Origin of the sequence: Luteimonas kalidii (assembly GCF_029887935.1) — a bacterium.
GTDB classification, from domain to species: Bacteria; Pseudomonadota; Gammaproteobacteria; order Xanthomonadales; family Xanthomonadaceae; genus Luteimonas; species Luteimonas kalidii.
The window spans coordinates 340866-361125 of sequence record NZ_JARXRO010000018.1; the positions used below are offsets into that span (position 1 = coordinate 340866).

A 20260-nucleotide genomic window follows, 5' to 3' on the forward strand; every position below is an offset into this window, starting at 1 on the left:
CGCACCCGGGCGTCTCGCGTATCCCGCACGCGCGGGCACGCCGCAAAGGAGATCACCATGACCCGATTCGCTCCCGTGCTGTCCGGACTCGTCCTCATGCTGTCCTGCGCGGCCGCCTCCGCCCAGGGCACGCTGCTGGTCGGTAACAAGAGCGACGACTCCGTGTGGCGGCTGTCGCTGGAAGACGGTCGCCGCCTCGGCGAGATGCCCACCGGCGCCGGGCCGCACGAGATCGCCGTGTCCGCCGATGGGCGCCATGCGGTCGTGACCGATTACGGCCAGCAGCAGCCCGGCCGTTCGCTGACCGTGCTGGCGCTCCAGGCCGGGACCGGGCCGCGGTCGATCGACCTGGGCGAACACGGGCGCCCGCACGGCATCCGGCTGCTGCCCGATGGCGACGCGCTGGTGACCACCGAACACAGCCACGCATTGCTGCGGGTGGACCTCGACGCCGGCCGGGTGGAGCAGGCGATCGACGTCGGCGACGGCGTCGGCCACATGGTGGCGCTCTCGCGCGATGGCGCGGTCGCCTACGTGAGCAAGATCGCGTCCGGCACCGTGTCGCGGATCGACCTCGCACAGGGACGGAAGACCGGTGAGGTGCCGGCGGGGAAGGGCGCGGAGGGCATCGAGGTGGCGGCCGACGGCCGCCTCTGGGTGACCAACCGCGATGACGACACGGTGACCGTGCACGATCCCGACACCCTCGCCACGCTCGCCACGCTGTCCAGCCCCGGGTTCCCGATCCGCGTGGTGTTCACGCCCGACGGCCGCCATGCGCTGGTGACCAACGCCAGGGCCGGCACCCTGGGCGTGTTCGACGCCGCCAGCCATCGCCAGGTCGCCACGGTCGCGTTGCGTCCGGAGGGCGCGGAGTCCGGCCAGAGCATGCTCGGCCAGGGACCGATGCCCATCGGCGTGATCGCCGATCCGGCGCGGCCGCGGGTCTATGTCGCGATCAGCGGCGCCGACCGCATCGCGGTGGTCGATGCGACCGACTGGCGCGTGCTGGACTACTGGACCACAGGCCGCCAGCCCGATGCGCTGGGCATCGTGCCCGAGTAGGCTGACCCGCTCCCCAAGGATGGAGACACGCATGCGTATCTGCCTGATGGTGTGCCTCGCCGCCGCCGGCACGACCGGCTGCCGGACGCCGCCGCCGATCGATCGCCCCGCGCCGGTGGCGAACGTGGAAGCCGCACTCGTGCCTCCGCCCTCCGGCGCCGCGCGCATCCAGCTCGATCCAAGCCAGGCCTTCGTGTTCCCGCAGTTGCTGGAGTCGGCGCTGCCGGCGTATCCGCCCGACCTGCTCGCCTTGCGCCTGGCGCCGGCCGAGACCTGCGTGGCGGTCGACATCGGCGCCGACGGGCGTGTCGGTGCCGTGTCCCCCCGCCGCGACGAGGCCTGTGCCGGCGCGGATGGACCGCACGTGGCGCGCTTCGCCGACGCGGTCGAGCAGGCGGTGCGCCTGTGGACGTACGACCCGGCCCTGGTCTGCCGCACGTCCGACGGCCGCGCCGTGGCGGATGCCTGCGCAGAACCGGATGCGATCGACACGCCGGTCGCGCTGCGCCTGTCGTATGCGTTCGTGTTCAGCCAGCAGGACGGCAAGCCGAGGGTGGAACTGGCCTCGGGAGCGCGACAGGGCGGGGAGTGAGCCAGTGCGCAAACCCGCCCATCCGGGCACTTTCACGCTGTGCGTCGGGTCCGCTGCTGCCGAGCCGCGCGGTCGCCACCGGACCGACCAGTCAGTCGCGGCGGTCCGACATGGCGATGGCCCCGCCAGCTTGCCTCGGCACCCGCGTCGATCGATACCGTTGCTGCCTTCCGGCCCTGGCGGAGTTTTCGATCTAGCGTCGCGAGGGGCCGACGGGGCCACCATGGAAACTTGCAGAGAAACGCCCCTTTCGGGGCGTTTCACGTATCTGGCGGAGAGAGGGGGATTCGAACCCCCGAAGCGCGGTTTAGACGCTTACACACTTTCCAGGCGTGCTCCTTCAACCACTCGGACACCTCTCCACAGGTCCCGGCAGGCGGCGTCCGGCCGCACGCAGGGGCGCAAAGTCTAGCGGCGGGCGGCCTGTACCACAACCGAACGCGACCGGGCCGGGGCACGGCGGAGCACCGTGGCGGCTGCGGGCAGGGCGGGCAAAACCGGGCGCGGCGCGGCACAATGGACCCATGTCGTATCTCGTTCTCGCCCGCAAGTGGCGCCCCAAGCGGTTCGCCGAGCTGGTGGGCCAGGAACACGTGGTCCGGGCGCTGTCCAACGCGCTCGATTCCGGCCGCGTGCACCACGCCTACCTGTTCACCGGCACCCGCGGGGTAGGCAAGACCACCATCGCGCGCATCTTCGCCAAGAGCCTGAACTGCGAGCAGGGTACCGGCGCCGATCCCTGCGGGGTCTGCGAGACCTGCCAGGCGATCGACGCCGGCCGCTACATCGACCTGCTGGAGATCGACGCCGCGTCCAACACCGGCGTCGACAACGTCCGCGACCTGATCGACAACGCGCAGTACATGCCCTCGCGCGGCCGCTACAAGGTCTACCTGATCGACGAAGTCCACATGCTGTCCAAGCCGGCGTTCAACGCGCTGCTCAAGACGCTGGAGGAACCGCCAGGGCACGTGAAGTTCCTGTTCGCGACCACCGACCCGGAGAAACTCCTGGTCACGGTGCTGTCGCGCTGCCTGCAGTTCAACCTCAAGCGCCTGGACGAGGCCCAGATCGGCGGCCAGATCACGAAGATCCTCGGGGCCGAAGGGATCGCCGCCGAACCCGGCGCGATCACGCAGCTGGCCAGGGCCGCCGACGGCAGCCTGCGCGACGGCCTGTCGCTGCTCGACCAGGCGATCGCCTACACCGGCGCGGCCGCCGGCGCGGGCACCCTGGCGGACGAGGCGGTGGCGCGGATGCTGGGTACCGTCGACCGCACCCGCATCGGTGCGCTGCTCGAGGCACTCGCCGCAGGCGACGGGGCGCGGCTGATGGCGGAGATCGACGCGCTCGCGGAGGTCTCGCCCGACTGGTCGGGCGTGCTCGACGCGATGGCCGCGGCCCTGCACCGGATCCAGCTGCGGCAGCTGGTGCCGGGCATCGCCGAGGCGGACGACGCCCTGGACATCGCGCCGCTGGCCGCCGCGCTGCGCCCGGAACTGGTGCAACTCTGGTACCAGATGGCGCTGGGCGGGCGCCGCGACCTGCCGCTGGCGCCGAGCCCCCGCGCCGGCTTCGAGATGAGCCTGCTGCGCATGCTGGCGTTCCGGCCGGTGGAAGGGGCGGGGCAGGCCGGTGGGCCCGAACCTTCGACAGCAAGGGCCCCGTCGTCCGCCGGGCGCGGCTCGGCCGCCGCCGCCGCGCGCGCGGCCCTGGACGCGGATATGGCCGGGCCTTCGCGCGCTGCCGCGCCCATACAGGCGAGCGCGCCCGAACGCCGGTCGCCCGCTCCGCCCGCCGACCTGCCGGCGCCGCGACGCGTACCGGCGCCGGACGCGGCCCCTGCGCCTGTCGTGGCTGCCGCGATGCCGGAGACCGGCGCGACCGGATTCCCGGCGGCGCCCGCCGCGCCAGCATCCACACTCGGCGCATCGCTCGATGCGGGCGGGTGGCTGGATCTGGTCGGGGGTCTCGCCCTGCGCGGACCGGTGCGCGAACTCGCCGCGCACGCCGCATTCGTGAGTTGGCGCGAGGGCATCCTCCGGCTATCGCTGCCCGCCGCGGACGATCACCTCAAGGCGCCATTCCTGGTGTCCCAGCTGGCGCAGGCGCTGGCACCGACGCTCGGCGCCGAGCCGCAGATCCGCTTCGAGGATGCGGTCGCGTCCGCAGGCGAGACCCTGCATGCACGCAACGCACGGCAGCGCGACGCACGGCAGGCCGCGGCCGAGCAGGCGTTCCTGGCCGACCCGCAGGTGCAGCGGCTGATGCAGCAGCAGGGCGCCCGACTGGTTCCCGATTCCATCCGACCCTACGACGAGGGCTAGACGACCATGCGTGGAAACATTGGCCAGCTGATGCAGCAGGCGCAGAAGATGCAGGAGAACATGCAGCGGGTGCAGGAGGAGATCGCCGCGCTCGAGGTCACCGGCACCGCCGGCGGCGGTATGGTGAACGTGACCCTGTCGGGCACCAAGGAGTGCCGCAAGGTGCGGATCGATCCGAGCGTGCTGGCCGATCCCGAAATGGCCGAGGACCTGATCGCGGCGGCGTTCAACGACGCCTCCAACAGGATCGACGCCGCCTCCCGCGAGAAGATGGCCGGTGCCACGGCGGGCATGCCGCTGCCGCCGGGGGTGAAGCTGCCGTTCTGAGGGCCGTGCCTGACGCTCGGCGAGCCGTTGCCGCTCGTCGCGCCCGCGTCGCCCTCCGGACCGTCTTCACCCGCGCAGGAATCTGCCGCCGATGTCATCGCTGCTCGAACAACTGATCGAGGCCTTCCGGATCCTGCCCGGCGTCGGCCAGAAGACCGCGCAGCGAATGGCCTACCACGTGCTCGAACGCGAACGCGAGGGCGGCCGGCGCCTGGCGACGGCGCTGGCGGACGCGGTCGAGCGCGTGGGCCACTGCGCGCGCTGCCGCGATTTCAGCGAGACCGAGGTCTGCGCCACCTGCGCCAGTGCGGCGCGCGACGCACACCAGCTGTGCGTGGTCGAATCGCCCGCCGATCGCCTCGCGATCGAGCAGGCCACCGGCTTTCGTGGGCTGTACTACGTGCTGCAGGGCAGGCTCAGTCCGCTCGACGGCATCGGACCGCGCGAGATCGGCCTCGACCGCCTGGCCGAGCGGCTCGGCGAGGGGGAGGTGCAGGAATTGATCATCGCCACCAATCCCACCGTGGAGGGCGAAGCGACGGCGCAATACCTCGCCCAGCTCGCGCGGCAACACGGGACGCGCCCGAGCCGGCTCGCCCACGGGGTGCCGCTCGGCGGCGAACTCGAGTACGTCGACCGCGGCACGCTCTCGCACGCCTTCGGGTCGCGCAGCGAAATGATGTGAGGGCCGGGTGCGGCGCGTGGTGGGATGGGCCGGCCACGCCCCCCGCCCGGTGACGCAGGCCCGTCATCCGCGCGATACGCCGGTTCGCGATCGGTGGGGGCGGTATGCTCTCGGCACGCACCAGGGAAAGCACCTCATGCCGACCATCTTCCACAAGATCATCCGCCGCGAAATCCCCGCCGACATCGTGTTCGAGGACGAGCACGTCATCGCCTTCCGCGACATCGCGCCGCAGGCGCCGGTACACGTACTCTTCGTGCCGAAGGACACCTACGCCACCCTCAACGACGTGCCCGCGGACCGCCCCGAGGTCGTCGGGCGCCTGGCGGTCGCCGCGGCGCGTTATGCGCGCGAACAGGGCTTCGGCGAGGACGGCTACCGCATCGTCGTGAACTGCAACGGCGATGGCGGCCAGACCGTGTTCCAGCTGCACCTGCACCTGCTTGCCGGCGCGCCGCTCGGACGCTTCGGCGTGGCGGCCGGCTGACCGTCGGGACGCCGCATGCGCGACGCGAACCGGTTCCACGCGCGCCACAGAAAACGCAAGGCGTCGCGTCGATAAACGCAAGGCGTCGCGTCGATGCTCTACGTACGGCTCAGCGCCTGGCCGGCGCCGAGCCAGCGCTCACCACCAGCCCCACCACGGCCATGGTTCGGGACGCGTGATCACGTTGGCCGCTTCGCGGCGCGGCCACAGGTAGACCACGTCGGCATCGATGCGCGGAAAGCGGTAGTCGTACTCGCCGATGCGGCGCGTCTCGTAGCCGTCGATGCGCCCGGTGAAGGTCACTTCGCGATTGATCTCGAACACCGCCGGGTCGTAGAAGCCGGTGCGGCAGGCGATGAAGCGGCCGTTGCTGTCGTCGCTCGCCCAGTATGGCCGGCCGGTGGCGGTCAGGCGGGTGGAGATCATCTCGAAGCAGGTCTCGTCCGCGCGCGGCTCCACCTGCACGATGCGCCCGCCCCAGCGCACCGGGGTTCCGCTGGCGTCGGACTCCAGCACCGCGTGCGGCGGTGTTTCCACGAATGTCCCCTGCAGCGGCCTGGGCTGCGAGGCGCAGGCGGTCAGCAGCAGGCCGGCGGCGATGGAAGCGATGGCACGGGCGTTCATGGCGATGTGTCCGGTCGGTTGGGGCGTGCGGGGCGGTGCCTGCGCAGGTCCCGGATCAGGCGGCGCGGATCGCCCGCGCTGGAACCCGGAGCGTAGCGCCATCGTGCGAAACGCGCACTCAACGCGCGCAGGGCTTGCCCGTCGTGAGGTCGCGCAGCGGCCACCCGCGCCGCCCAGGCCAGCGCCGGCTCGTGCGCCTGGCGTGCGAGCCCCAGGCGCGCGTATCGCCGGCCTAGGCGGTGCCAGGCACGCAGCACCGGATCGCCGCTGCGCTGTGCACGCGAGGTCAGCCACAGCATCCATGCCAGCGCCAGGCCGGCGCAGGCGGCGAACAGTGCGACCAGGCCGCGTGCGCCCGTGCCTTCCAGCCCGAGGGGGCGCAGCATCGCGAGCTGCCGAGCGGCGTCGAACCCGAGCACCAGATCGTTCCAGCCGCGCCGCAGCCAGTCGCCGAGGTCGAGCATCGGGGTCATGCCCGGCAACGCACCGAACCCACTGCCTGCGCGATCGTCGATGGTGTCGTAGATGCGTTCCGGCGCGACCGCCGCCGTCGGATCCACCCGCACCCATCCGCGCCCCTGCAGCCAGACCTCGGCCCAGGCATGCGCGTCCTCGTTGCGCACGATCCAGTAATCGCCGATCGGATTGCGTCGCCCGCCCGCGTAGCCCGTCACCACCCGCGAGGGGATGCCGGCGGCGCGCATCAGCACCACGAACGCGGAGCTGAAGTGTTCGCAGAACCCGCGCTTCCAGTCGAACAGGAATTCGTCGGCCGCGTGACGCCCCGGCAAGGGCGTGGACAGGGTGTAGCCGAATTCGTCGCGCACCATCTGCAGGGCGCGCTCGACGATGGCCACGTCGCCGTCCTGTCCGTGCTCGCGTCGCCACTGGCGGGCCAGGGCCAGCGTGCGCGGGTTGAAGCCTGCCGGCAGCGCGAGCGCACGTGTGCGCACCTCCGGCGCCAGTTGCGGTTCGAAGCCTCGTGGTGCGACCGCCGCCATGCGCCATCGGGTGACCGATGTGAGCGGCCGGTCGCTGTGGAGGGTGTAGTCCCAGTTCTGGCGCGTACCTGGAGGAACGACGCTCGTGAGCTCAAGCGCGACCAGCGTGCGGCGCTCGGTGGGTTCCACGTCCATCCGGTAGTCCCAGACGGTCGGTCCTGCGCTCGTATCCGGCACGGGGCGCCCGTCCATCGCGGGCGCGCGCCGCCACGTGCGGCCGTCGTAATCCATCAGGACCGGGCCGCGCCAGTACATCTGCGACGTCGGCGGCGCGGCGCCCAGGAAGGTGACGCGCAGGGCGGGACGTTCGTCGTTCATCATGTCCAGCCATTCGCCGGGCGCCATCTCGTCCGACAGACCGGGGCGCGACAGGATCCGGTCGGGCACCCCCCACAGCGGCGATGCGATCCGCGGGAACAGCCAGAACGCGACCAGCGCCAGCGGCAGTCCGATCGCGACCAGCCGCGCGACGGTGGCGATCCGCTGCCACGGCGTGGAGGCGGCACGATCGCCCGATTCCTGCGCCGACAGTTGCAGCAGGGCGACCAGGGCGCAGCTGGCGCCGGCCAGCCCGAGCAGCAGCGACAGCGGCCCCTGGTCGAGCAGGAAGGTGGAGAACGGTGCGAACAGGGCGAAGCCGATCAGGCTGCGGGCGTCGCGCAGGCTGGCCAGCTCGCCCGGCTTCAGGGCCAGCATCACGGCCAGCAGCGCGCAGGCCACGTCGCGGCCCAGCGCGAAGCGGTAGCTCCCCAGCACGCCGCCGACCAGCGCGAGGGCCAGCACCACGCGCACCCAGTTGGGCAGCGGCCGACGTCGCGACAGCGCGGTCACCGCCAGCCCGGTGGCCACGGCCGTCGCCGCGATGGCGGGCGGCAACTGCGGCAGCAGCGGCAGCAGGCACGCCGCGCCCGCGGCCAGCGTCCATGCGCGGCTCGCAGCGGAGAGCCGCGGCGAATCAGCGCGTGCCATCGCCGGTCCCCGGCAGCAGCGCCAGTGCGCGCAGGCAGGCGTGGCGATGCACGCTCCCGGCGCCCGGGCCGATCGCCGGCTGGCCCGGCAACCACAGGCTGTAGCGACGCGACTCGCGTTCGGCCTCGTCGACCCACCGTGCCAGCCGCCGGATGCGGTCCTCATGGCGCAGGCCGGCGAGCGCACGCCAGTCGAGTACGATCGCCGCCCCGAGCGGCTGCTCGAACTCGCGCACCAGCAGCGCATCGCGTCGCGCCGAGGCCTTCCAGGCGACCGCGCGCCGGCTGTCCCCGCGGCGCCAGTCGCGCAGGTGGTGAACGTCGTCGCCGGCCGGATGCAGGCGCGATTGCGGGCTCTCGCCGATGCCCTGCGGCAGCGGTGGGCCCGCGACTTCGGGCGCCGGATACACCAGCAGCGGCGCATCGGCCCAGGCATAGGCCCAGGCGCGTGCGAGCCCGAGGGGCCGCGTCGTGGACAGGCGGATGCGGCCGGGATCCATCCAGCCGCGACGTGCGGTGGGCACCACCAGCACCGCCTCTCCGGCGCCGTCCTGCAGCGACAGGGTCGTCGCTGCGCCCGCGCATTCCACCCGCAGCCCGCGCCGGGCGCGCCCGGGTTCGGCGCGCACGTGCACGCGCAGGTGCAGCGGCATGCCTGCAGGAACGGGCTCGGCGCCGACGGCGTGCACTTCCAGGCCGCCGAGCTGCAGCTGCGACTGGAGCAGGCTGGCCACCGCGGCCCCCGCCAGCATCAGGCACAGCAGCAGGGCCGGGTTGTTGTTGTAGTTCAGCGCGCCAATACCCATGGTGAGCAGCAGCACGGCGAAGAACATCCCGAACGCGGTGGGCAGCACATAGATGCGGTGGCGGTCGAACCGCACCGGGAGCGACGCGGGTGAGCGTCGCCGCACCCAGCGCTCGAAGCGCGCGTCCGCGCGTCGTCGCACACCGGCCACTCCGGTCATCGCGCGAGCGCTGACGCCACTGGCGGATGCGGCGTGCCTGCCGCCGCCGGATCGCCCGCGTGCACGTCGGCGGTCATGGACATCGCTTCGGGACGTGGCCGCATCGCCGGCTTAATCGACGGGCACTGCACGCAGGATCGCGTCGGCGAGCGCGCCGCCGTCCCCCGCATCACTTTCGGGCACGAGACGATGCGCAGCGACCGGCGCGAACAGCGCCTGCACGTCGTCTGGCAGCACGTGGTCGCGGCCCTGCAGCATGGCGTAGGCGCGCGATGCCCGCAGCAGCGCGATGCCGGCGCGCGGCGAGAGCCCCACGCGCACGCCGGGTGCGTGCCGGCTGCGGCCGAGCAGCGCCTGCACGTACGACACCAGCGGCTCCCCGGCGTGGATCCCGGCCACGGCGCGCCGAAGCCGCTGCACGTCGTCCGTGCCCAGCGCGGGCATCGCCTGGGCGATCAGTTCGCGCCGGTCCTGTCCGGCGAGCAGGGCGCGCTCGGCGTCTTCGTGCGGATAGCCCAGGGTCAGGCGCAGCAGGAACCGGTCGAGTTGCGAATCGGGGAGCGGATAGGTGCCGGAGAGGTCGACCGGATTCTGCGTGGCGATCACGAAGAACGGCTCGGGCAGGCGGTGGGTGGTGCCGTCGACGGTGACCTGGTGTTCGGCCATCGCCTCGAGCAGCGCGCTCTGGGTGCGTGGGGGCGCGCGGTTGATCTCGTCGGCCAGCAGCACGTTGGCGAACACCGGCCCGGGATGGAACTCGAAACGGCGCGCCTGCGCGTCGAAGATCGAGACGCCGACGATGTCCGTCGGCAGCAGGTCGGACGTGAACTGCACGCGCTGGAAGCCGAGCCCGAGCGTCGCGGCCAGCGCATGCGCCAGGGTCGTCTTGCCCAGTCCGGGCAGGTCCTCGATCAGCAGGTGGCCATCCGAGAGCAGGGCGACGAACGCCAGCCGCACCTCGTGCGCCTTGCCCAGCACCAGGCGGTTCACCTGCGCCTGGGCGACTGTCAACGCGTCTTGATCCCGCTCGGTTAGCATGGCCGGTTCCTGGGTGGCGACGGACACGGCGCTCTCCTCATCGAATCGTCATCGAGTGTAGCGGGGTCGCGGCGCAATGCGGGAACACAATCGGGCGCGTGCGGCATTCGTCACGCTCTGGACGGTGACCGTGCTGGTCAAGCTGGCGGTGGCCGCGCGACTGCCGCTGTTCGTCGACGAGGCGTTCTACTGGCAGGAGGGCCGCCATCTGGCGTGGGCCTATTCCGACCTGCCCGGCCTGACCGCCTGGACCATCCGCCTGGGCGGCGAACTGTTCGGCGATGGCGTGCTCGCCGCGCGCGCGCTGTTCCTGCTGGTCTCGGTGATGCTGCCGTGGATCGTGGTCGCGCTCACCCGGCGTGAATGCGACGCGCACGCGGGCTGGGTCGCCGGCTGCGGGGCGCTCGTGCTGCCGCTGTTCGCGATGCTCGGGGTGATGGCGCTGCCGGACGTGCTGCTGGCGCTGGCGACGCTGCTGGCACTGGATGCGCTGGCGAAGATGCTGCGACGAGTCTCTCATGCCAATGCGGCGCAGCTGGCGCTGGCGCTCGCGATCGGCGCACTGAGCCATTACCGCTTCATCGCCGCGCTGGGCGCCGGCTTCCTCGCACTGCTGCTGATGCCGCAGGGGCGCGCGCTGCTGCGCGATCCGCGCGTCATCATCGCGCTCACGTTCGGGGCCGCGGCCTGGATGCCGCTGCTGGCCTGGAACGTCGAGAACGCCGAAGCCGGACTCCGGTTCCAGCTGGTCGACCGCCATCCCTGGTCGCTGCACCTGGAAGGCATCACCTTCCTCGGCATCCAGGCGGTGCTGGTGACGCCACTGTTGTTCGTGGCGCTGCTGGTCGCAGCGTGGCGATTCCGGCGCAACGAGCGCCCCGCGCTGCGCCTGCTCGCGCTCAGCGGCGGCATCGTCGTCGCGGGCTTCTTCGTGCTCGGTTTCTTCGCCGATACCGAACGGGTGAGTTTCCACTGGCCGCTGCCGGGGTATGTCGCGTTGCTGCCGTTGCTGCCGGCAGTGCTGGCGGGCTGGGCGCGCTGGCTCCGGATCGCGACCTGGGCGCTGGCCGGCTGCGGCCTGGTCGCGGTGCTGGGGTATTACGTCGCCGTGTCCACGCCGCAGGTGCGTGCGCAACTGGCGGAGTTCAAATGGTATCCGTCGAACTTCGCCGGCTGGGACCGGCTTGCGGGCGAAGTCGACCGACTGCGCGCCACCCTGCCGCCCGGTACCCGTCTGGTCGCCGACAACTTCAAGATCGGCGCGGAACTCGGCTTCGCACTCGGGGAAACCGATATTCCCGTGCTCGACCATCCGCTCAACCGCGCGCATGGACGCGCACCGCAGCTGAAGCTGTGGGGCCTGGAGGTCGTCTCGCGCGAAGCGCTCGCCGGGGCGCCGTTGCTGCTGGTGGTGGGCGCCAGCGACGTGCCGTACCGCGAACTGCTGCAGCGCTACCACGCGCTGTGCGAACTGCTGGGTCCGCTGCCGGCGCCACGGGTGCTCAACATCGACCATGGACGCCAGCGGTTCGTCCTGCTGGCGTGGCCGCAGGGAGTGGCGGCGGACCCGGGCGAGGACAGCTGCCGGACCCCGGCCATGGCCTGGATCGACACACCCGAAACCGGCGGCCGCGTCGCGGGCGGGTTCGAAGTCGCCGGGTGGGCGTTCAAGGATGGCGTCGGCCTGTCGCGGGTCGAGATCCTGGTCGACGGGCGCGTGGTCGGCGAGGCGCGCTACGGGCTGCCGAGTCCGGGGACGGCCCAGTTCTGGCGCATTTCCAACGATCCCGGGCACCCGGACGTCGGCTTCCGGGCGCAGGTCGACGGCGCGGCACTTGCGCCGGGGCGTCGGTGGTTGGGGCTGCGCCTGCATGGGCGCGACGGCAGCGTCGAGGACTGGATCGAAACCCCGATCCGGGTGGCGCCCGCGCCGCGCACGGATGCGCTCAGGGAATGACCAGGCCGCGCGCGCGCAGCAGCCGCGCGGTGGCGATCAGCGGCAGGCCGACCAGAGCCGTGGGATCGCGCGATTCGATCGCATCGAACAGCGCGATGCCGAGACCCTCGCACTTGAAGCTGCCGGCGCAGTCGAGCGGCGACTCGGCGTCCACGTAACGCGCGATCTCGTCGTCCGACAGGCTGCGGAAGCGGACCGTGGTGGTGTCGAGCGCCTGCTCGCCCGGATCGTCGGCCTCGACCACCGCCAGCGCGGTCAGGAACACCACCTCGCGCCCGGACATCGCCTGCAGCTGGGCGATGGCGTTCGGGCGGGTGCCGGGCTTGCCCAGGATCCGGCCTTCGCAGCTGGCCACCTGGTCGGATCCCAGCACCAGCGCACCCGGGCGGGTGGCTGCGACGGCGGCGGCCTTGGCGGTCGCCAGCCGCAGCGCCAGCGACGCGGGCGATTCGCCGGAACGCGGCTGTTCGTCCACCTCCGGGCGCGCGGTCTCGAACGGCAGCCGCAGCCGCGCCAGCAGCTCGGCGCGGTAGCGCGAAGTCGAGGCCAGGATCAGCCGTGGCACGGGCACGCGCGCGCTCAATGCAGCGAGGCGCGGGCGCGCTCGATCTGCAGTAACTGGCGTTCGATGTTGCCGCGGGCCGCGTCGATCGAGGCACGGACGGTGTCGAGCTGCTCCAGCGACGCCTCCTGGCCGTGCTGCTGCAGCCACAGTCGCTGGCGCAGCATCTCCTGCATCGCCTCGCGTACGGGGTTCTGTTCATCGCCCGCGATCGCCTCGATCTCCGAGCGCGCGGTGCGCAGCCGGTCCTCCAGCGCGTCGGCCGAATCCAGCAGCCGCGCCATCGCCCGGTGGCGGCGTTCGCCGCGGCGGCGCCACCAGAGCGACAGCGCGAACGCGGCGACGACCAGCAGCAGGCAAAGGGCAAACACGGTCACAATGGCGCTTCCGGGGCGGGGCTGCAGTCTGACGGTGGTGGCTGCCCCCCGGCAAATTCCCTGTCGCGACAGCGGGTTGGCCCAAGCGACCGGGTTTGACACGGGGGCACGGCATCCTTAATATTCCGCCGCTTATGTCCGCGGAATTGCCCGAAATCCTGGACGCCTGGCGCATGGTCACCGCGCGGCGGGAGTTCGCCGGGCGGGTCGCGTTGTCCGCGCTGCCACGGCTGCAGGGCGCGCTGGTCGATGCCGAGGGCGAGGTGGAGTTCGCGCTCGGATTCGATCGCGATGCCATGCGGGTCCCGTACCTGGAACTGAAGCTCGATGCGGAGCTGCCGCTGCAATGCCAGCGCACGCTGCAGCGGTTCCTGTTCCCGGTGCACACGGTGCAACGGCTCGGCCTGATCCGCGAGGAAGCGGACGAGGCCGGGCTGCCGCCGGGTTACGAGCCGCTGCTGGTGCCGGAGGACGGCGCGCTGCGGCTGCTGGACCTGGTGGAGGACGAGCTGATCCTGGCCGTTCCGGTGGTTCCGGTGAAGCCGGGTTCGGAGTCGGTGGAGCGCGACTGGCCGGTCTCGGCCGAGGAAGAGGTCCGCGCCAATCCCTTCGCCGGGCTGGCCGCGTTGAAGAAGCAGAACTGAAGGTTTGAAGTGTCCCGCGCCGTCATGGCGTTCCCCGAAGTAGCCGCAACAACAGAATCGTTTCCGGAGCAATCCCATGGCTGTGCAGAAGTCCCGCGTCACCCCGTCCCGTCGTGGCATGCGTCGTTCCCATGACGCGCTGACGGCGAAGCAGCTCGCCACCGACCCGACCTCGGGCGAGACCCACCTGCGCCACCACATCACCGCCGACGGCTACTACCGCGGCAAGCAGGTGATCCAGCCCAAGGTCAAGGTCGTCGAGGAAGACTGACCCGTCGCGGTCCGCGCGCGGACCCGCGACACCGGCACGCCCATGGCGCCCGCGCCTGCGGCGTTTCCGCGGCGCGCACGTCGCCCGCAACGACCCGAGGGCGATCCCCAGCGATGAGCAACGAGCGCATCTATTCCCGCATTGCCGGTACCGGCAGCTACCTGCCTTCCAAGGTGCTGACCAACGACGACCTGTCGAAGATCGTCGACACCAGCGACGAATGGATCGCTTCGCGCACCGGCATCCGTGAGCGCCACATCGCCGCCGAGGGCGAGACCACGGTCGACCTGGCGCTGCATGCTTCGCAGCGCGCGCTGGAGGCTGCCGGGGTGGCCGCCGACGAGATCGACCTGATCGTCTTCGGCACCACCACGCCGGACCTGATCTTCCCGTCCTCGGCGTGCCTGCTGCAGCAGCGCCTGGGCATCGCCGGCTGCGGTGCGTTCGACGTCAACGCCGCGTGCTCGGGGTTCCTGTACGCGCTGTCGGTGGCCGACAAGTTCGTCCGCTGTGGCGATGCGAAGACGGTGCTGGTGGTCGGCTCCGAGACCCTGACCCGCATGGTCGACTGGACCGAGCGCGAGACCTGCGTGCTGTTCGGCGACGGCGCCGGCGCGGTGGTGCTCAGGGCCGATGCCGAGACCGGCATCCTCAGCACTCACCTGCACGCCGACGGCGCCAAGAAGGAGCTGCTGTGGAACCCGGTCGGCGTTTCGGTCGGGTTCGACGAACACGCCAAGAACGCCGGCGTGCGCATCCGCATGTCCGGCAGCGACGTGTTCAAGTACGCGGTCAAGGCACTCGATTCGGTGGTCGAGGAAACGCTCGAGGCCAACGGCCTGGATCGCCACGACATCGACTGGCTGATCCCGCACCAGGCCAACCTGCGCATCATCGAGGCGACGGCGAAGCGGCTGGACATGCCGATGGCGCGCGTGGTCGTCACCGTCGACAAGCACGGCAATACCTCTTCGGGGTCGGTGCCGCTGGCGCTGGACGAGGCGGTGCGGTCGGGCCGCGTGCAGCGCGGCCAGTTGCTGCTGCTGGAAGCGTTCGGCGGCGGCTTCACCTGGGGCTCGGCGCTGCTGCGCTACTGAACGATCGCGTGCGCGTGGGAAGCCGTCGCGCACGCATGCGCGCATACGCCCCGGTACAGACGCGCCCCGCCGTTTGCCCGTATCATCGCGCCCTGTTTTTCCCACGGATTCACGCGTGACCGATCCGCACCTCGCGTTCGTGTTCCCCGGTCAGGGCTCGCAGTCGGTGGCCATGCTCGCGGAACTGTCGGAACTACATCCGCAGATCCGCGCGACCTTCGACGAAGCGTCCGAAGGCGCCGGCGTCGACCTGTGGGCGCTGTCGCAGGGCGGGCCCGAAGAACAGCTCAACCGCACCGAGTACACGCAGCCCGCGCTGCTCGCCGCTGGCGTCGCCGTGTGGCGCGCCTGGCAGGCTGCCGGCGGGACGCAGCCGACACGACTCGCGGGCCACAGTCTCGGCGAGTACGCCGCGCTGGTCGCCGCCGGCGCGCTGTCGCTCAGGGATGGCGCGCACCTGGTGCGCATCCGCGGGCAGCTGATGCAGGAAGCGGCCCCGGCCGGCACCGGCGCGATGGCGGCGGTGATCGGTGCCGACGACGCACTGGTGGAAGCGGTGTGCCGCGAGGCCTCGCACAGCGGCGTGGTGGTGCCGGCGAACTACAATTCGCCCGGCCAGATCGTGATCGGCGGCGACGCCGCCGCCGTCGACCGCGCGCTCGCGCTGCTGCAGGACCGGGGCGTGCGCAAGGCGGTGAAGCTGGCCGTCAGCGTGCCTTCGCACACGCCGCTGATGCGCGAGGCGGCGAACCGCCTGTCCGAGACCATGGGCGGCCTGGACTGGCGCGAGCCCGCGCTTCCGGTGGTGCAGAACGTGGACGCGGAAGTGCACGCCGGCGTGCATGCGATCCGTGACGCTCTGGTGCGCCAGCTGTACCTGCCCGTGCGCTGGACCGCTTGCGTGCAGGCGCTGGCCGCCGGGGGCGCGACGCGCATCGCCGAGTGCGGCCCGGGCAAGGTGCTCGCCGGCCTCGCCAGGCGCATCGACAAGGGGCTGGACGCGCGCGCCATCGGCGCCGTCGGCGACTTCGAGTCGGCGCGCGTCGACTGGTCCGCCGCCTGAGTGCCATGCCGCTTTTTCCTGTGAACACCTGGGAGACCACATGACCCGACCCCTCGACGGCGAGATCGCGCTCGTCACCGGCGCCAGCCGCGGTATCGGTGCCGCCATCGCCGACCTGCTGGCCGCGCAGGGCGCGACCGTGGTGGGCACCGCGACCTCGGAAGCCGGCGCTGCCGCGATCGGCGAGTGGCTCGCGGCCCACGGCGGCCATGGCCGCGTGCTGGACGTGTCGCAACCGGGCGGGATCGAGGCGCTCGTGGACGCGATCGGCAAGGACGTGGGCGCGCTCTCGATCCTGGTCAACAACGCCGGCATCACCCGCGACAACCTGCTGATGCGGATGAAGGACGAGGACTGGCAGGCCATCCTCGACACCAACCTGACCAGCGTCTACCGCGCGTCAAAGGCGGTGATGCGCGGGATGATGAAGGCGCGCAAGGGCCGCATCATCAGCATCGCCTCGGTGATCGGCGTCACCGGCAACGCGGGCCAGACCAATTACGCCGCGGCCAAGGCCGGCATCATCGCCTTCAGCAAGTCGCTGGCCAAGGAGATCGGCTCGCGCGGCGTGACCGTGAACGTGGTCGCGCCGGGCTTCATCGAGACCGACATGACCGCGGCGCTGCCGGAAGACGCGCGCACTGCGCTGCTCGGCCAGATCGCCCTCGGGCGGCTCGGCCAGGCCGCGGACATCGCCAACGCGGTCGCCTTCCTCGCCGGGCCCGGCGCGGGCTACATCACCGGCGAGACCCTGCACGTCAATGGCGGCATGTACATGCCGTGAGGATCGCGTTCGGGCCCCTGCACGCTGTCCTCGCGCAGGGGCCTAAGTTGCCGATTTGAAAAGGATTGCGCGGCCGGGTTGTCCGGTTCGCGGATCCGCCCCGGGGCAGCGCCGCGGCAACGCGCTATCCTCGCCCCGGTCCAGCCCTTACACTTGCCACCGTAACAGCCTCCGCGGAGCCTACAGCCAATGAGCAGCATCGAAGAACGCGTCAAGAAGATCGTGGTCGAACAACTGGGCGTGAAGGAAGAGGAAGTCAGCGCAAGCGCGTCCTTCGTCGACGACCTCGGCGCGGATTCGCTCGATACCGTCGAGCTGGTCATGGCGCTCGAGGAAGAGTTCGAGTGCGAGATCCCGGACGAGGAAGCCGAGAAGATCACCTCGGTGCAGCAGGCGATCGACTACATCAAGGCCCACGTCAAGGCGTGACGCCCGTCGGCGCCACGCCTGGCCAGCGGCCGGGCGTGGCCGTGCAGCCGATGCGATCCCCCCGGCCGCCGTGCGGCCGGGTCGAACACAACCCCGGGGCCGCATTGCGGCCTCGTGCGTTTTGCGGTGCGCCCTGCCGGCGCGCGCGACGCACACCGCAAGTCTGAGGAGAGCCGACCATGTCCAAGCGCCGCGTCGCCATTACCGGCATCGGCATTCTGTCGCCGCTCGGCAACGACCTCGCCTCGAGCTGGGACGGCATCGTCAACGGCCGGTCGGGCATCGGCCCGATCACCCATTTCGACGCCTCCGCGTTCGCCACCCGCATCGCCGGCGAAGTGAAGGGATTCGACGCCGCGCAGTGGATCCCGGCGAAGGACATCAAGAAGATGGATCCCTTCGTGCACTACGGCGTCGCCGCGGCGCTGATGTCGATCCGCGATGCAGGCCTGGAGATCTCCGGCGAGGCGGCCGAGCGCATCGGCGTGGCGATCGGCGCAGGGATCGGCGGCCTCAAGGGCATCGAGGAAACCTCGATCAAGTACCACGAAGGCGGCCCGCGCAAGATCTCGCCGTTCTACGTGCCCAGCACGATCATCAACATGATCTCCGGCCAGGTTTCGATCATGACCGGTGCCAAGGGCCCGAACATCGCCGCAGTCACCGCGTGCACCACGGCCACCCACAACATCGGCCTGGCCGCGCGCATGATCCAGTACGGCGATGCCGACGCGATGATCGCCGGCGGCGCCGAGTTCGCCACCACGCCGACGTCGGTCGGCGGCTTCTGTTCGATGAAGGCGCTGTCCACCCGCAACGACGAGCCGCAGAAGGCCTCGCGTCCCTGGGACAGGGACCGCGACGGCTTCGTCATGGGTGACGGCGCCGGCGTGCTGGTGCTGGAGGAATACGAACGCGCGAAGGCGCGCGGCGCACGCATCTACGCCGAACTCGCCGGCTTCGGCATGAGCGGCGACGCGCACCACATGACCGCCCCGAGCGAGAACGGCGAGGGCGGCGCGCGCTGCATGGTGGCGGCGCTGCGCGATGCCGGGATCGATCCGTCCGCGGTCGGCTACGTCAACGCCCACGGCACCTCGACCCCGCAGGGCGACCTGGCCGAGACGATGGGCATCAAGAGCGTGTTCGGTGCGCATGCGGCGAAGCTGATGGTCAGTTCGACCAAGTCGATGACCGGCCATCTGCTCGGCGCCGCCGGCGGCGTGGAGGCGGTGTTCTCGGCGATGGCGCTGCATGCGGGCATCGTCCCGCCGACCATCAACCTCGACCATCCTTCCGAGGGCTGCGACCTGGACTATGTCGCGCACACCGCGCGCGAAGCGCGTGTGGATATCGCACTGTCGAACTCGTTCGGCTTTGGCGGTACCAACGGCACCCTGGTGTTCAAGCGGGTGTGACCGCCCCGCCGCCGGCGTGGCCAGGGGCGCGGAGGTCGTGGCCCGGATCCGGGCGGCGCGCGGAGGTGGCGACGATGGAGTGTATGGCGGCATGACCCGGTGGAAGCGAGGTGCGTGGACGCGTTCGCTGCGCAGCCCGGGCACGCGTGCCGCGGTGCGGTCTGTCGCACGCCCATCGACTGTGGCGGCGGGACCCCCGTGCTGATCAGCAGGCCGCTTGCGTCCGATACCGACCTGCTCGCGCTGCACCGGGTCGATCCGGCGCGCTACCCGGTGCTGCTGCAGTCGGTGGCGCACGGCACCGCGCAGTCGCGCTGGGACCTGCTGCTGGCGACCGATGGCGGGTCGCTGACGCTGGACGCGGACGGCATCACCCGCGACCAGGCAGGCAGGCAGGTCGAAGGCAGCTTCCTGGGCGCCCTCGACGCCGCGTGGCAGTCCTTGCGCCAGCCGCGCGAGGAGCCGCGCTGGCCCTTCCGCGGCGGCTGGGCGCTGCTGCTCGGCTACGAACTGGCCGCACAGGTGGAACCCGTGCTGCGGCTGCCGCGCGCGGCCGGTGGCCTGCCGGTCGCGCAGGCGCTGCGCTGCCCGGCTGCGCTGCTGCACGATCATGCCAGCGGCGAATGCATGGCCGTGTCCGAAGCCGGTGCCGCCGCACTGCTGGAGACCATCGAGCGCGACCTCGCCGCCGCGTCCACGCAGGCGGCACCGCCTCCATGGCGACCGCCCGCGCAGCTGGACGAGGATCCGCCGCAGGAGTTCCTCGATGGCGTGGCGCGCATCCTGCGCTATCTCGCGGCCGGCGACGTGTTCCAGGCCAACCTGTCGCGCGGGTGGCGCGCGCGATTCGACATGAAGCCCGATCCGGCCGCGCTGTACGCGCGCCTGCGCGAGGCGAACCCGGCCCCGTTCGCCGGCCTGTATGCCGGCGTGGACTGGGCGGTGGTGAGCGCTTCGCCCGAACGCCTGGTGACGGTGCGCGGCGACACGGTCGAGACCCGCCCGATCGCCGGGACCCGACCGCGCGTGCCGGGCGACGACGATGCGGCCCGCGTGCGCGAACTCGCCGGCCACCCCAAGGAACGCGCCGAACACGTGATGCTGGTGGACCTGGAGCGCAACGACCTGGGCCGCGTCTGCGCGCCGGGCAGCGTGGAGGTCGACGAACTGATGACGATCGAAAGCTATGCCCACGTGCACCACATCGTCAGCAACGTGCGCGGCCGGCTGCGTGCCGGCACCACGCCGGGCGCGGTGATCGCCGCCACCTTCCCCGGCGGCACGATCACCGGTTGCCCGAAGGTGCGCTGCATGCAGGTGATCGCCGAACTCGAACGCACCGGACGCGGCGCCTACACCGGTGCGATGGGCTGGCTCAACCGCGACGGCGACCTCGACCTGAACATCCTGATCCGCAGCGCGGAGCTGGAGGGAGACCTGGCGCGGTTCCGCACCGGTGCCGGGATCGTGGCCGACTCCGATCCGGCGCGGGAGCTGGACGAGACCCGGGCCAAGGCGCGCGGCATGCTGCGCGCGCTGGTGCCGTAGTCATCCGCGCGCCAAGGTATCCTGAGCCGAT

At 71.5% G+C, this 20260-nt stretch carries 21 protein-coding genes, 1 tRNA gene and 1 other RNA gene; 15 read left to right on the forward strand and 8 right to left on the reverse strand.

Features of this window, described 5'->3' with window-relative positions; genetic code table 11:
* Positions 1 to 57: 57 nt before the first annotated feature.
* Positions 58 to 1065 carry a Vgb family protein gene (locus QFW81_RS12485; protein ID WP_280579176.1) on the forward strand — a complete coding sequence of 336 codons (1008 nt, stop codon included), beginning with the start codon at positions 58 to 60 and terminating at the stop codon, positions 1063 to 1065.
* A gap of 31 nt (positions 1066 to 1096) precedes the next feature.
* Positions 1097 to 1657, forward strand: coding sequence for a hypothetical protein (locus QFW81_RS12490; RefSeq protein ID WP_280579177.1), 561 nt, complete (start codon positions 1097 to 1099; stop codon positions 1655 to 1657).
* Positions 1658 to 1776: 119 nt separating this feature from the next.
* Here the strand turns inward: QFW81_RS12490 and ffs are convergent.
* Positions 1777 to 1873, reverse strand: an RNA gene (gene ffs / locus QFW81_RS12495) — signal recognition particle sRNA small type.
* Positions 1874 to 1926: 53 nt separating this feature from the next.
* Positions 1927 to 2019 (reverse strand) — tRNA-Ser (locus tag QFW81_RS12500).
* A gap of 162 nt (positions 2020 to 2181) precedes the next feature.
* Between QFW81_RS12500 and dnaX the strand changes: the two genes are divergently transcribed.
* The 4 genes from dnaX to QFW81_RS12520 all read left to right on the forward strand — a co-directional run bounded on the left by dnaX (position 2182) and on the right by QFW81_RS12520 (position 5483).
* Entirely contained in the window at positions 2182 to 3984 is a 1803-nt protein-coding gene (dnaX, locus tag QFW81_RS12505) for a DNA polymerase III subunit gamma/tau (RefSeq protein ID WP_280579178.1), read from the forward strand.
* Positions 3985 to 3990: 6 nt separating this feature from the next.
* On the forward strand, positions 3991 to 4311 hold the full coding sequence (locus tag QFW81_RS12510) for a YbaB/EbfC family nucleoid-associated protein (RefSeq protein WP_280579180.1): 321 nt from the start codon (positions 3991 to 3993) through the stop codon (positions 4309 to 4311).
* Positions 4312 to 4402: 91 nt separating this feature from the next.
* Positions 4403 to 4996: a recombination mediator RecR gene (recR, locus tag QFW81_RS12515; protein WP_280579181.1), complete on the forward strand. Its 594-nt coding sequence runs from the start codon at positions 4403 to 4405 to the stop codon at positions 4994 to 4996.
* Between the two features lie 136 nt (positions 4997 to 5132).
* The gene (locus QFW81_RS12520) at positions 5133 to 5483 is read left to right on the forward strand and encodes a histidine triad nucleotide-binding protein (protein ID WP_280579183.1); all 351 of its coding nucleotides are present in this window, start codon (positions 5133 to 5135) and stop codon (positions 5481 to 5483) included.
* Between the two features lie 138 nt (positions 5484 to 5621).
* Here the strand turns inward: QFW81_RS12520 and QFW81_RS12525 are convergent, their stop codons facing one another.
* The 4 genes from QFW81_RS12525 to QFW81_RS12540 all read right to left on the reverse strand — a co-directional run bounded on the left by QFW81_RS12525 (position 5622) and on the right by QFW81_RS12540 (position 10079).
* The gene (locus tag QFW81_RS12525) at positions 5622 to 6107 is read right to left on the reverse strand and encodes a Slp family lipoprotein (RefSeq protein ID WP_280579185.1); all 486 of its coding nucleotides are present in this window, start codon (positions 6105 to 6107) and stop codon (positions 5622 to 5624) included.
* A complete protein-coding gene (locus tag QFW81_RS12530; RefSeq protein WP_280579187.1) occupies positions 6104 to 8077 on the reverse strand; it encodes a transglutaminase TgpA family protein in 1974 nt (657 codons plus the stop codon). Before QFW81_RS12530 ends, QFW81_RS12525 begins: the two co-directional genes overlap by 4 nt.
* Positions 8064 to 9041, reverse strand: coding sequence for a DUF58 domain-containing protein (locus QFW81_RS12535; protein WP_425604036.1), 978 nt, complete (start codon positions 9039 to 9041; stop codon positions 8064 to 8066). Before QFW81_RS12535 ends, QFW81_RS12530 begins: the two co-directional genes overlap by 14 nt.
* A 111-nt stretch (positions 9042 to 9152) precedes the next feature.
* A complete protein-coding gene (locus tag QFW81_RS12540; protein ID WP_280579437.1) occupies positions 9153 to 10079 on the reverse strand; it encodes an AAA family ATPase in 927 nt (308 codons plus the stop codon).
* A gap of 76 nt (positions 10080 to 10155) precedes the next feature.
* Here QFW81_RS12540 and QFW81_RS12545 point away from each other — a divergent pair, with 76 nt between their 5' ends.
* Complete coding sequence (locus QFW81_RS12545) at positions 10156 to 12036, forward strand: glycosyltransferase family 39 protein (protein ID WP_280579189.1); 1881 nt, start codon at positions 10156 to 10158, stop codon at positions 12034 to 12036.
* On the opposite strand, the gene QFW81_RS12550 is transcribed toward QFW81_RS12545, so the two are convergent.
* Both QFW81_RS12550 and QFW81_RS12555 read right to left on the reverse strand, forming a co-directional pair.
* Positions 12026 to 12601 (reverse strand): Maf family protein, encoded by a 576-nt coding sequence (locus QFW81_RS12550; RefSeq protein ID WP_280579438.1) that lies wholly within the window; start codon positions 12599 to 12601, stop codon positions 12026 to 12028. The two genes, QFW81_RS12545 and QFW81_RS12550, sit on opposite strands and share 11 nt — an antisense overlap.
* A gap of 14 nt (positions 12602 to 12615) precedes the next feature.
* A complete protein-coding gene (locus QFW81_RS12555; protein ID WP_280579190.1) occupies positions 12616 to 12975 on the reverse strand; it encodes a death domain-containing protein in 360 nt (119 codons plus the stop codon).
* Positions 12976 to 13109: 134 nt separating this feature from the next.
* Between QFW81_RS12555 and QFW81_RS12560 the strand changes: the two genes are divergently transcribed.
* From QFW81_RS12560 to QFW81_RS12595, 8 genes are all read left to right on the forward strand, one after another.
* The gene (locus QFW81_RS12560) at positions 13110 to 13619 is read left to right on the forward strand and encodes a YceD family protein (protein ID WP_280579192.1); all 510 of its coding nucleotides are present in this window, start codon (positions 13110 to 13112) and stop codon (positions 13617 to 13619) included.
* A gap of 76 nt (positions 13620 to 13695) precedes the next feature.
* Positions 13696 to 13890: a 50S ribosomal protein L32 gene (rpmF, locus tag QFW81_RS12565; protein WP_149102163.1), complete on the forward strand. Its 195-nt coding sequence runs from the start codon at positions 13696 to 13698 to the stop codon at positions 13888 to 13890.
* Between the two features lie 113 nt (positions 13891 to 14003).
* Positions 14004 to 14987: a beta-ketoacyl-ACP synthase III gene (locus QFW81_RS12570; RefSeq protein WP_280579195.1), complete on the forward strand. Its 984-nt coding sequence runs from the start codon at positions 14004 to 14006 to the stop codon at positions 14985 to 14987.
* Positions 14988 to 15102: 115 nt separating this feature from the next.
* Positions 15103 to 16050: an ACP S-malonyltransferase gene (fabD, locus tag QFW81_RS12575; RefSeq protein WP_280579196.1), complete on the forward strand. Its 948-nt coding sequence runs from the start codon at positions 15103 to 15105 to the stop codon at positions 16048 to 16050.
* Positions 16051 to 16090: 40 nt separating this feature from the next.
* Positions 16091 to 16834: a 3-oxoacyl-ACP reductase FabG gene (gene fabG / locus QFW81_RS12580; protein ID WP_280579197.1), complete on the forward strand. Its 744-nt coding sequence runs from the start codon at positions 16091 to 16093 to the stop codon at positions 16832 to 16834.
* 189 nt (positions 16835 to 17023) lie between these two features.
* Positions 17024 to 17263: an acyl carrier protein gene (gene acpP / locus QFW81_RS12585; RefSeq protein WP_146387575.1), complete on the forward strand. Its 240-nt coding sequence runs from the start codon at positions 17024 to 17026 to the stop codon at positions 17261 to 17263.
* A 179-nt stretch (positions 17264 to 17442) separates the two neighbouring features.
* Complete coding sequence (gene fabF, locus QFW81_RS12590; RefSeq protein WP_280579199.1) at positions 17443 to 18681, forward strand: beta-ketoacyl-ACP synthase II; 1239 nt, start codon at positions 17443 to 17445, stop codon at positions 18679 to 18681.
* 198 nt (positions 18682 to 18879) lie between these two features.
* The gene (locus QFW81_RS12595; RefSeq protein ID WP_280579201.1) at positions 18880 to 20229 is read left to right on the forward strand and encodes an aminodeoxychorismate synthase component I; all 1350 of its coding nucleotides are present in this window, start codon (positions 18880 to 18882) and stop codon (positions 20227 to 20229) included.
* The last annotated feature ends 31 nt before the right edge of the window (positions 20230 to 20260 follow it).